This is a genomic window from Parahaliea mediterranea (genome assembly GCF_017255185.1).
Taxonomy (GTDB): Bacteria; Pseudomonadota; Gammaproteobacteria; order Pseudomonadales; family Halieaceae; genus JAFKCZ01.
On record NZ_JAFKCZ010000002.1, the window covers coordinates 72,590 to 84,642 of the forward strand.

The following is a 12,053-nucleotide window of genomic DNA, read 5'->3' on the forward strand; positions in this document are numbered from 1 at the left end:
CTACCACTGGTCGGTCACGGGAATCGATCTGGCGGCGCCGTAATGATCGTTGTCACCGGAATTGATGTAATAGATATTGGACGATGAATACAGAATCCGGCTGTTTTCGGTGACCCGGGTGGTAACGATGACCTCGGTGTTGCTGCGGGAGAGCCAGCTGCCGCTGTAGGCATCCCCCGCCACAGCTGCCGGGATCAATGCGAGCGCGGGCTCGGTCCAATGGTTGTAGGGTATCGTGGCCACGGCGATACCCGTCGCCAGCGCGGTCAGCGCGCCCTGCGGCGCGCGCACAAAATCCCTGTCCTTGTGCCGCACTACCTGAACCCGGGTGTCGACGAGCGCTGTATTGACCGGCTCGGTGCGGACAAAGCCACCGCGAGTGACCAGTTCGCTGGTCAGCAGCGACTCGAATCCACGGGCAAAATCGACGTCCTCGCCCGGCTCGACGAACAAGGCCTTGCCTGACAGCGCCGGGCTTCTCAGCATGTTGTGGGCTTCGTGCTCGGCCAGTACCAGCCAGTGGTGCGCAGCCTGCATTTTTTGTTGATCACTGATGCCGTAGCTGGTGGCTATGGGCGCCTGCGAGGTCATGACGGCAAAACAGCCACTGAGCAGGACCGTAGCGAGCGTAACAATGAGCAACCTGCACGGCATGGGTAGCGCCTCCACTGGCGAAATACAATTGGGGGCCGCAACCAAGGCTGCCGGCTCTCGTGGCCAGTGTATCGGCGCAGCTGTTGCGAACTTGAGAAAATGGCGCGGGGGCATCTGTTGGCTTGCGGTGTTTTCGGGCCAACCACCAAAACAACAAAGGGGGCCGAAGCCCCCTTTGATCCAACGCGCCGCCAGCAACTGACAGCCAGCACTGTTGCCCTAGCGATATACGGGGAACCGCCCGCAAATCTCCAGCACCTTGCCCTTCACCTCGGCAATCACGGCGTCCGCATTGCCGCTCTCCAGGGACTCCAGCACATCGCACATCCAGCCTGTCAGCTCCACCGTCTCCGCTTCCTTGAAGCCGCGGGTGGTGATCGCCGGAGTGCCGACACGCAGGCCGGAGGTAATGAAGGGCGAGCGCGGGTCGTTCGGTACCGCGTTCTTGTTCACCGTGATATTGGCGTTACCCAGGGCCTCGTCCGCGTCCTTGCCGGTGTAGGGCTTGCCAATCAGGTCCACCAGCATCAGGTGGTTGTCGGTGCCGCCGGACACGATATTGATGCCGCGCTCGATAAAGGTCGCCGCCATCGCCCGGGCGTTGGCCACCACCTGCTTCTGGTACTCCACGAAGTCGGGGCTCGCGGCTTCCTTGAAGCTCACCGCCTTGGCCGCGATCACATGCATCAGCGGGCCGCCCTGGCCGCCCGGGAACACCGCCGACTGGAACTTCTTCTCCAGCTCTTCGTTGGCCTTGGCCAGGATCACCCCGCCGCGGGGGCCGCGCAGGGTCTTGTGGGTGGTGGAGGTGACCACATCGGCGTGGGGCACCGGGTTGGGGTAGACGCCGGCGGCGATCAGGCCCGCCACGTGGGCCATGTCCACCATCAGGTAGGCGCCCACCTTGTCGGCGATTTCGCGGAAGCGGCCCCAGTCCATTACCCGGGAATAGGCGGAGAAGCCCGCCACGATCATCTTCGGCTTGTGTTCCAAGGCCAGGGCTTCCACCTGCGCGTAGTCCACCTCGCCGGTATCCTTGTTCAGTCCGTACTGCACCGCGTTGTACATCTTGCCGGAGAAGTTCGGCTTGGCGCCGTGGGTCAGGTGGCCGCCGTCGGCCAGGCTCATGCCCAGCACGGTGTCGCCGGGGGCGCACAGGGCCTGGTAGACCGCCGAGTTGGCCTGGGAGCCGGAGTGGGGCTGGACGTTGGCGTAGTCGGCGCCGAACAGCGCCTTGACCCGCTCGATGGCCAGGCGCTCGGCCTCGTCCACATACTCGCAGCCGCCGTAGTAGCGCTTGCCGGGGTAGCCCTCGGCGTACTTGTTGGTCAGTACCGTGCCCTGGGCCTGCATCACGCGGGGGCTGGCGTAGTTCTCGGAGGCGATCAACTCGATATGTTCCTCCTGGCGGCGCTCTTCCTCGCCGATGGCGGCAAATATCTCGTCGTCAAATCCCTGGATGGTCATGCTGCGGTCAAACATCGGTATCCCCCGGCGCTCTGGGGCTAGCGCCCCGATTGGAAAGGCGCACATTCTACTCAAATTCCCCCACCCATATAAGTCTCGAAACGGGTATCTGTCTTCTAGCTGTATTACTATTGTCACCTTATCGACATATAGTGGCGCGCTGCGTTAGTCACAACCCCCAGGAAAGCGGACACACAGGATGAATATCACGATTTTTGGCAGCGGTTATGTAGGTTTGGTGCAGGCGGCGATCTTCGCCGACGTGGGCCACCGGGTCATTTGCATGGACGTGGATGCCGACCGCGTCGAGCGCCTGCGGGACGCCGAGGTACCCTTTTTCGAGCCCGGCCTGTCGGCCCTGATCCAAAGCGGCATGGACAACCAGCTGCTGTCCTTCACCACCGACACCAAGGCCGCCGTGCAGGCCAGCGACTACCTGTTTATCTGCGTTGGCACGCCCTCCAAGTCCGACGGCTCCGCGGATTTGACCTACGTCATGCAGGTGGCTTCCTCCATTGCCCGCTACATGACCAGCCGCAAGGTAGTGGTCACCAAGTCCACCGTGCCGGTGGGCACCACCGACCAGGTGCTGGCGCACATCAAGCAGGCCCTGCACGACCAGGGGCGGGACATCCCCATCGAGACCGCCTCCAACCCCGAGTTCCTCAAGGAGGGCTCCGCGGTGAAGGACTGCCAGAGCCCGGACCGCATCGTGATCGGCACCCGCTCACCCAAGGTGCTGGAAGAGATGCGCCGCATGTACCGGGCCTTCAACCGCAATCACGAGAAAATCATGCCCATGGATCCGCCCAGCGCGGAGATGACCAAGTACGCCTCCAACGCCATGCTGGCCACCAAGATCAGCTTCATGAATGAAATGGCCAATATCGCCGAGGCGGTGGGCGCCGACATCGAGGACGTGCGCCGCGGCATGGGCGCCGACCCCCGCATCGGCTACCAGTTCATCTACCCGGGCTGCGGCTATGGCGGCTCCTGTTTTCCCAAGGACGTGCGGGCGCTCAAATTCCTGGCCGGGCAGTTCGGCCACCGGGCGGAGATTCTCACCGCGGTGCACGACACCAACCAGCGCCAGAAGAACAAACTGGCCGAACGGGTGATGGCGCGCTTCGGCTCCGACCTCTCGCAACGGACCATCGCCGTGTGGGGCCTGTCCTTCAAGCCCAACACCGACGACATGCGCGAAGCCCCCAGCCGCTACGTACTCGAGGGTATCTGGTCCTATGGCGGCAAGGTGCGGGCCTACGACCCCCAGGCCATGGCGGCCTGCCGCGAAATCTACGGCGAGCGCGGCGACCTGGTGCTCACCGAGCACAAGGAAGAAGCCCTGGAAGGAGCCGACGCGCTGGTTATCTGCACTGAATGGAAGGCCTTCTGGTCGCCGGATTTCGAGCAGGTAAAGTCGGCGCTCAAGCAGCCGGTGATCTTCGATGGCCGCAATCTCTACAACCCGGCCCATATGGAGGAGCTGGGTATCGAGTACTACGGTATCGGCCGGGGCCTGTCGCTGGACGCCGCGGCCTAGCGGGAGCAGGTTTGGCCGGGAGCAGGTTGGTCGAATGAATTCGACCCTACGCGGGCCCGGATGCCTCCCCCTGTAGGGCGGATTTCAATCCGCCACCGCACGGGCCAGAAATCTCTCCCTGTAGGGCGGATTTCAATCCGCCATGGCCGAATGAATTCGGCCATACAAGGCCACCACAGCGGTTTACATCGCGCCGGCGGCCGTGGATACTCGAGCTGTAGCGGGTTTACAGTAGACGGGTATGACTGACAAGGCTGTTTTGGGCTGGCGCGAGTGGCTGGCCCTGCCGGACTTCGGCATCGATCGCATCAAGGCCAAAATCGACACCGGGGCGCGCACCAGCGCCCTGCACGCCTTCTACGTGGAGCCCTTCGCTCGCGACGGGGAAGATTGGGTGCGCTTCGGCATTCACCCCTGGCAGCAAAACACCGACTATGTGGTGCACTGCGAGGCGAAGGTACTGGACCGGCGCCAGGTCACCGATTCCGGGGGGCACCGGGAGGTGCGCTACGTGATCGCAAGCCGCGTGCGGGTGGGCGAGCACACCATCGATGCCGAACTGACCCTCACCGACCGCGAGACCATGCGCTTCCGCATGCTGCTGGGCCGCACCGCCATGCGCGGGCACTTCCTGGTCGATTCCGGCCGCTCCTACCTACAGGGCGCCCGCCCCGGCGGCAGCCGGGAGGCCTGAAATGACGCAAGGCTCCCCCGCGCGACTGGTGATCGGCGGCCAGACCATCGAACCCGGCCAGCACGCCATGATCGAGATCCCGGTGGCGCCCATGTACACCCACGACAACCTGTCGATCAGCGCACAGGTGGTGCGCGGGCGGCGGCCGGGGCCGGTGCTGTTTGTCTGCGCCGCGATTCACGGCGACGAGATCAACGGGGTGGAGATCATCCGCCGCCTGCTCAAGGATCCTCACCTGTCGCGCATGCGCGGCACCCTGATCGCCATCCCCATCGTCAACGTTTACGGTTTCATCAACCACACCCGCTACCTGCCCGACGGGCGCGACCTCAACCGCTCCTTCCCGGGCTCCAGGCGCGGCTCCCTCACCGGACGCATCGCCCACACCTTCCTGAAGGAGATCGTGGCCCACTGCACCCACGGCATCGACCTCCACACCGGCGCCCGACATCGCAGCAATTTCCCGCAGATTCGCGCCAATCTCGAGGATGAAGCGACCCTGGCCATGACCGAGGCCTTCGGCGCGCCACTGGCGATCGACGCCAAGATCCGCGACGGCTCCCTGCGCCAGGCCGCCGGCGACATCGGCGTACCGGTGCTGCTGTACGAATCCTGCGAGGCCCTGCGTTTCGACGAAATCTACATCCGCGCGGGGGTCAAGGGCGTGCTCAACGTGATGCGCCACCTGGGCATGCTGCGCAAGAGCCGCGCCAAGACCAAGCGCCCCGTGATCAGCCGCAGCACCAACTGGACCCGCGCCCCGGAGAGCGGCATCCTGCGGGTACTCGTGCCCCTGGGCGCCGAGGTGGAGGAAGGCCAGACCATCGGTTTCATCGCCGACCCCCTGGGCGAAAGCGAGGTGGACGTGGTGGCGGAAAACGCCGGCATCGTCATCGGCCGCACCAACCTGCCCCTGGTCTACGAGGGGGACGCCCTGTTCCATATCGCCGAGATCGAGGGCCGACGCAAGTGGGAGGTTGAAGCCTTCCACGAGGACCACGAGCCGGGCCAGGAAGAAGTCAACCCCGACGACCTGAGCTCCGCCCCCATCGCCGACTGAAAAGGCACTGAAAATAGCGGACGGAACAAAGGGGTCAGAGCCCTTTTCCCCGAACAAAGGGCTCTGACCCCTTTTTTGGCATCGGTATCCGCCCCCTATTCCTGCTAGAATCCGGCACCACATTTCCAACACAGAGTTATCATCCGCGATGGCCCAGTACGTCTATACCATGAACCGGGTCGGCAAGGTCGTGCCGCCCAAGAAAACCATTCTGGAAGACATATCCCTGTCGTTCTTCCCCGGCGCCAAGATCGGCGTGCTGGGCCTGAACGGCGCCGGCAAGTCCACCCTGCTGAAGATCATGGCCGGTATCGACACCGACATCCTCGGCGAGGCCCGCCCCCAGCCCGGGATCAAGATCGGCTACCTGCCCCAGGAGCCGCAGCTGGACCCGGAGAAGGATGTGCGCGGCAATGTCGAGGAAGGTCTGCAGGAGGCGATCGACGCCCTGGCGGGCCTGGACAAGGTTTATGCCGCCTACGCCGAACCGGACGCCGACTTCGACGCCCTGGCCAAGGAACAGGCGCGGCTCGAGGACATCATCCAGGCCACCGACGCCCACAACATCGAAACCAAGCTGGAAGTGGCCGCCGATGCCCTGCGCCTGCCGCCCTGGGACGCCGATGTGACCAAGCTCTCGGGCGGCGAGCGCCGCCGGGTGGCCCTGTGCCGTATGCTGCTGTCGGCCCCCGACATGCTGCTGCTGGACGAACCCACCAACCACCTGGACGCCGAGAGCGTGGCCTGGCTGGAGCGCTTCCTGCACGACTACCCCGGCACCGTGGTGGCGATCACTCACGACCGCTACTTCCTCGACAACGCCGCCGGCTGGATCCTGGAACTGGACCGCGGCCGCGGCATTCCCTACGAGGGCAACTACTCCGACTGGCTGCAGGCCAAGGAACAACGCCTGGAGCAGGAAAAGCGCCAGGAGGCCTCCCACCAGAAAGCCATCAAGGCGGAGCTGGAGTGGGTGCGCAGCAACCCCAAGGGGCGCCAGGCCAAGAGCAAGGCCCGCCTGCAGCGCTTTGAAGAGCTGCAGTCACAGGAGTTCCAGAGCCGCAACGAAACCAACGAGATCTACATCCCGCCGGGGCCGCGCCTGGGGGACAACGTCATTGAGGTCAACAACCTCAGGAAGGCTTTCGGCGACCGCCTGCTGTTCGACAACGTCAGCTTCACCGTGCCCAAGGGCAGCATCGTCGGCATCATCGGCGCCAACGGCATGGGTAAATCCACCCTGTTCCGCATCCTCATGGGCCAGGAACAGCCGGACGGCGGCGAAGTCAAGGTGGGCGAGACGGTACAGCTCAGCTACGTCGACCAGAGCCGTGACGACCTGGATGGCGGCAAAACCGTCTGGGAGGAGATCTCCGACGGCCAGGACATCATGCGCATCGGCAGCTACGAGGTGCCCTCGCGCTCCTACGTGGGCCGCTTCAACTTCAAGGGCTCCGACCAGCAGAAGTATGTGAAGGATCTGTCCGGCGGCGAGCGCAATCGCCTGCACCTGGCCAAGCTGCTCAAGCAGGGCGGCAACGTGCTGCTGCTGGACGAGCCCACCAACGACCTCGATGTGGAGACCCTGCGCGCGCTGGAAGAAGCCGTGCTGGCCTTCCCCGGCAGCGCCCTGGTGATCTCCCACGACCGCTGGTTCCTCGACCGCATCGCCACCCACATCCTGGCCTATGAGGACGATGGCAACGTGGTGTTCCACGAAGGCAACTTCAGCGAGTACGAGGAGGACCGCAAGGCCCGCCTGGGCGCCGCGGCGGCGCAACCCCACCGGGTGAAATACCGCAAACTGAAGTAAACAACCCCGGGGACGGGTACCCCTTCGCCGCGCCATCGCGAATCGGTATCCGTCCCGAATGGCACTTACTTGACCATTGTAGGGCCGAATTTATTCGGCCATTGATGCCGTGAGCACCGCTTTTGGTCGAATAAATTCGACCCTGCAGAGGGCAAAACACCCTGTTATTGACTTCAGTAAGAGTCATTCGTATCCACCCCCTATTTTCTTGCTATAGTGTCGGCAAGGGTGACGAACAAGAGCATAACGATGACCGATATTCGTACCGAGCGGCGCCGGTTTACCCGCGTCGCTCTCGACCTGCCGGTGGACGTGCACCAGGGCGGCAGCGTCTGGCGCCAGCGCCTGATCGACCTGTCCCTGGCCGGCGCCGCCACCGATCAACCGGACGTCTGGGACGCCCAGTACAACGAGCCCTTTACCCTGACCATTCACCTCGACGGCGGTACCGAGCTGGAACTCCACGCCTACCTGCAACACGTGGAAAAGGGCCGCCTGGGTTTTGCGGTGGAGCACGTCGACCGGGAAAATATCGCCCCTCTGAAAGCACTGCTGGAAGCGCATCTCGAGCGGCCGGAGGTGATAGGAGAGGAACTGGGGCGACTCGGCTAGGGAACCCCCACCCCAGCCCAGTATTGGCGGAGTAGCTTGGCAGTTGCGCCCGGCCTCACGAGTGGGCCAGCAGGGCGGCGGCCGAGAAGCCCCCGTGTACGCGGGACTCAACATAATCAGCGAGGAATGCTGACGGCGATTGGGCAAATTCCACACACCCCGCCGTTTCCAGCTCCGTCCGGCTTCCGTATCCCCAGAGCGCCCCCACGGGTCTGACATTATTTGACAGAGCCCCAACGACATCGTAACAGCGATCGCCCAGGAAGATTGTTGAGCGAGGATCGGCCTCGGAAAGGCCGAGAGCCTTGTGTACCAGGGTGGACTTGGTGTCGGCTTCGTCCAAACCGGCACCGATAATGCCCTGGAAATAATCGCGGATTTCGAGCAGCTCGCAGACCTTTTCCGCATGATGCACAGGCTTGGAAGTGACAACCCAGGCCCCAAAATCGAGTTCCCGCAGGCGTTTCAGCAGCGCCTCAATGCCAGGATATAGCTTGTTGACATAAATACCCTCGTCGTCATAACTACGACGAAATGCGGCAATCCCCGACTCAATGTCCACGTTCGAAATATCTGGCAGGTAGGACCGAAAAACCTCCGGCAGGGGCTCCCCCAGATGGCCACGCAGGGAGGGCTCGCTAACATTGCGCACGCCCAAAAAATCCAGCGCAACCCCGAAGCTGTTCAGCAGCCCCGGGGCGGAATCGGTCAAAGTTCCGTCGAGATCAAAGAAATAGGCACCCATGCACTGACCCCAAGCATTTACCAGCCACCCGGCAATCATACATTGAATACCACCCCCCCGCTAACTACTGCCGGGCCTGGCCGCGGCTATCTCCGCGCGTTGCTGTTTGGATAGCACCGATAGAATGAGGCTCAGCATTTTCGCGATATGCCGCTGATAGTTCTTTCTCGCGGCCTTGACCAGAAAGCAAGAAACCAGGGCTGAAGCCGCCAACAGCGGCAGCGTGATACATAGCGCCGGAGCGAGGGGGTAGGCAGTCAAGCAGCGCAGCAGTACCGCCCCGGTAAGCACCCAGAGACCCAGCATCAGATTCATCAAAAATTCGACATAGGACCAGTACTGCTCGCGAACAAAACTCAACTGGGCCGCGCCCAGTTCATGTAGCACCAGTACCTCGGCATCGACACAGGGGCTGTCCGTATTGCGCGATGGCTCGCTGTCGCCGTCAACCTTGATGGGCTCCCAAACGAACTGGCGCGTTTTGCCACAGACCAGATCGTAGAGCTCATGGACGTTTTTGCCCTCGGGATCCCTCTTCGACGGATTTCGTACCAGCACATCGTTAAGCCCCATAAAAACAATCACATTTGAAAACAACCCCAATAGAATCGAGAACGGTATCGCGAGAACCAGCGAAACCTGGGGAAAAGAGCGTATAAACCAAAGCGCCGCCGGCGCTGAGTCGAAGAAGCCTGCAATGCTTGCCTCGAGCAACACCAGACCAAACAGCCAGATTAAACCCGGGAGAAAGGTTTTTATCAGATTGCCAAAAGTAAATGCACCAAATACGTTCATATTAAAAAAGTCCCTTTTACTGGCAACACCTCCATGGCGGCTTGAACGGTCAGCGTTGCGCCAGTCACCCGCCGGAGGCGGCAATACCCAGGCTGTATGCCACGCTGGCCATTACCAGCACCCCCGCGACAAACCAAAGAATCAAGCGGTTCCGACGCCGGCCCTTTTCCCGCTGCACGGCGGCGCGTGCGGCTTCGGCCTCGCCGGCGGGGCTTGTACGGAGCGGCTCCTGTCGTGGAAGGGGCGGCTCGGCACTCCCCGGCGCGGAACCCCGACCGGGCACCGGGCCCCGGGAATGCTCGATCAGGTCCAGCTCCGGCAAGCCGGCGTACTCGCCGGAGCCGGGGTCGTAGCTCCAAGTAACTTCCGGCTCCAGCCGGGCCGCGCCGTTGGCCGGCGCCGTGCCGGGCAGCAAAACCACGGTGATATTGTCGCGGCCGCCGGCCCGCACCGCGGCGTCCACCAGGGCCTCGCAACGTGCCGCCAGCGGCGTATCGGCGCAGAGTATATCGCTCAGCGCGCCACATTCGAGCGCATCCGACAGGCCGTCGCTGCACAGCAACAGCACCTGGCCCGGCTCCAGGCGGCCACGGTTGATTCCCACCTGGAGCTTGTCGTCTTCCTGCAGGCCGATGGCCTGCACGATCACATTCTTGCGCGGGTGACTGCGCGCCTGGGCGAGAGTGATCTGGCCGCGGGAGAACAGGGCCTGCACGTAGGAGTGGTCACGGGTAAGCAGTTTCAACTGGCCGTCCCAGAGGTAGGCGCGGCTGTCGCCGACCCAGGCCAGTTCGTAGTCGCCGCCCGAGAAGCGCGCCACCACCACCGTGGAGGCCATCCCGGCCTTGCCGCGGCCCTGGGCCACCGCCGCCATTACCTCGCGGTTGGCGGCGCGGATGCCCTGCTCGACGGGACGTCCCGCCGCGGTCTCGCGCTGGATCACCTCGCAGGTGATGGCGCTGGCCACCTCCCCCGCCTGGTGACCACCCACGCCGTCCGCCACCACCGCCAGGCCGCAATCCGGGTCCAGCAGGTAGGCGTCCTCGTTGTGGTTCCGCTGCCCCACATGGGTGGCACCGCAGCCGTCAGTCACCACATCCGATGTGTTCACAAGGCCCCCATCACCTGTTTGGCCCGCACCGCGAACCGCGGCGGTACGGAGGTGCTCTCATCTTCCACGGACTTGAACCACGCGTCCAGTGGTGATTCCGGCGCGGCCGCCACCGCGCGCCACACCGTCACCGGGCACCAATACCCGGCAGCGCCGAGCGGCGGCGCCGCGGCTCAGTCGATGGCCGCCAGCGCTTCCTCCAGGCGGGTCACCGCCATCACCTCCATGCCCCGCACCGCGCCGCGCGGCGCGTTCGCCTTGGGCACGATGGCCCGGCGAAAGCCGTGCTTGGCGGCCTCCGCCAACCGTTCCTGACCGCTGGGCACCGGGCGGATCTCGCCGGACAGGCCCACCTCGCCGAATATCACCATGTCCCGGGGCAGTTGCCGGTCGCGGTAGCTGGACACAATGGCCAGCAACAGGGCCAGATCGGCGCTGGTTTCCAGCACCTTGACCCCGCCCACGACGTTGGCAAACACGTCCTGGTCGCCCACCTGCAGGCCGCCGTGGCGGTGCAGCACCGCCAGCAGCATCGCCAGCCGGTTCTGCTCCAGGCCCACCGCCACCCGGCGCGGGTTGCCGAGCTGGCTGTCGTCCACCAGGGCCTGGATTTCCACCAGCAGCGGCCGGGTGCCCTCCCACACCACCATCACCGCGCTGCCCGAGGCGGGCTCGGAGCTGCGGTCGAGGAAGATCGCCGAGGGGTTCTTCACCTCCCGCAGGCCCTGCTCGGTCATCGCGAACACGCCCAGCTCGTTCACCGCGCCAAAACGGTTCTTCTGCCCCCGCAGGGTGCGAAAGCGCGAGTCGTGACCGCCCTCCAGCAGGATGGAGCAGTCGATCATGTGCTCCAGCACCTTGGGGCCGGCCAGGGCGCCGTCCTTGGTGACGTGGCCCACCAAAAACAGCACCGTGCCGCTTTGCTTGGCGAAACGGGTAAGAAAGGCGGCGCACTCGCGCACCTGGGACACGCTGCCCGGGGCGGAGGTCAGTTCCTCGCTGTGCACCACCTGGATCGAATCCACCACCAACACCCGCGGCGCGTACTTACCGGCGGCGGCGATGATGGCCTCGACACTGGTCTCGGCCATCAACCGCAGCTTGTCCGTGGGCAGCCCCAGGCGCCGGGCGCGCATCGCCACCTGCTGCAGGGACTCCTCGCCAGTGATGTACAAGGCATCCATGCCCGCCGCCAGGTGGCACATGGTCTGCAACAGCAGGGTACTCTTGCCGGCGCCGGGGTTACCGCCCACCAGGATGGCCGACCCCGGCACCAGGCCGCCGCCCAGCACGCGGTCGAACTCTTCCGCGCCGCTGCTAAAGCGCGGCAGGTCCTCGAGATCAATGTCCTTGAGCACCCGCGCCTCGGCGAGCGCCCCGGCAAAACCGCCGCGGTTATCGGCGGCCCGGGCGCCGCCCTTGCGCGCCGGCCCCAGGCGCACCTCGGACAGGGTATTCCAGGCCCCGCAGTCGCTGCACTGGCCCTGCCACTTGGCGTAGTCCGAGCCGCAGTCATTACACACAAACGCCGTCTTGCTTTTGGCCATCGCCCCGCTTTC

At 64.2% G+C, this 12,053-nt stretch carries 11 protein-coding genes; 5 read left to right on the top strand and 6 right to left on the bottom strand.

Features of this window, described 5'->3' with window-relative positions; translation table 11 throughout:
- Positions 1 to 654 (bottom strand): hypothetical protein, encoded by a 654-nt coding sequence (locus JYP50_RS02795; protein ID WP_206558956.1) that lies wholly within the window; start codon positions 652 to 654, stop codon positions 1 to 3.
- Positions 655 to 873: 219 nt separating this feature from the next.
- On the bottom strand, positions 874 to 2,136 hold the full coding sequence (gene glyA / locus JYP50_RS02800; protein ID WP_206558957.1) for a serine hydroxymethyltransferase: 1,263 nt from the start codon (positions 2,134 to 2,136) through the stop codon (positions 874 to 876).
- Between the two features lie 184 nt (positions 2,137 to 2,320).
- Between glyA and JYP50_RS02805 the strand changes: the two genes are divergently transcribed.
- The 5 genes from JYP50_RS02805 (at position 2,321) to JYP50_RS02825 (ending at position 7,843) form a co-directional block, all read left to right on the top strand.
- A complete protein-coding gene (locus tag JYP50_RS02805) occupies positions 2,321 to 3,664 on the top strand; it encodes a UDP-glucose dehydrogenase family protein (protein ID WP_206558958.1) in 1,344 nt (447 codons plus the stop codon).
- Between the two features lie 241 nt (positions 3,665 to 3,905).
- Positions 3,906 to 4,358: an ATP-dependent zinc protease family protein gene (locus tag JYP50_RS02810; RefSeq protein WP_206558959.1), complete on the top strand. Its 453-nt coding sequence runs from the start codon at positions 3,906 to 3,908 to the stop codon at positions 4,356 to 4,358.
- Position 4,359: 1 nt separating this feature from the next.
- Positions 4,360 to 5,418, top strand: coding sequence for a succinylglutamate desuccinylase/aspartoacylase family protein (locus JYP50_RS02815; protein ID WP_206558960.1), 1,059 nt, complete (start codon positions 4,360 to 4,362; stop codon positions 5,416 to 5,418).
- Positions 5,419 to 5,566: 148 nt separating this feature from the next.
- Positions 5,567 to 7,231, top strand: coding sequence for an energy-dependent translational throttle protein EttA (gene ettA / locus JYP50_RS02820; protein WP_206558961.1), 1,665 nt, complete (start codon positions 5,567 to 5,569; stop codon positions 7,229 to 7,231).
- 249 nt (positions 7,232 to 7,480) lie between these two features.
- A complete protein-coding gene (locus JYP50_RS02825; RefSeq protein WP_206558962.1) occupies positions 7,481 to 7,843 on the top strand; it encodes a PilZ domain-containing protein in 363 nt (120 codons plus the stop codon).
- Positions 7,844 to 7,898: 55 nt separating this feature from the next.
- On the opposite strand, the gene JYP50_RS02830 is transcribed toward JYP50_RS02825, so the two are convergent.
- From JYP50_RS02830 to radA, 4 genes are all read right to left on the bottom strand, one after another.
- Entirely contained in the window at positions 7,899 to 8,588 is a 690-nt protein-coding gene (locus JYP50_RS02830; protein ID WP_206558963.1) for an HAD hydrolase-like protein, read from the bottom strand.
- Between the two features lie 60 nt (positions 8,589 to 8,648).
- Complete coding sequence (locus JYP50_RS02835; RefSeq protein ID WP_206558964.1) at positions 8,649 to 9,383, bottom strand: hypothetical protein; 735 nt, start codon at positions 9,381 to 9,383, stop codon at positions 8,649 to 8,651.
- 64 nt (positions 9,384 to 9,447) lie between these two features.
- Positions 9,448 to 10,494, bottom strand: coding sequence for a protein phosphatase 2C domain-containing protein (locus JYP50_RS02840; protein WP_206558965.1), 1,047 nt, complete (start codon positions 10,492 to 10,494; stop codon positions 9,448 to 9,450).
- Positions 10,495 to 10,667: 173 nt separating this feature from the next.
- Positions 10,668 to 12,041, bottom strand: coding sequence for a DNA repair protein RadA (radA, locus tag JYP50_RS02845; protein WP_206558966.1), 1,374 nt, complete (start codon positions 12,039 to 12,041; stop codon positions 10,668 to 10,670).
- Positions 12,042 to 12,053: the final 12 nt, after the last annotated feature.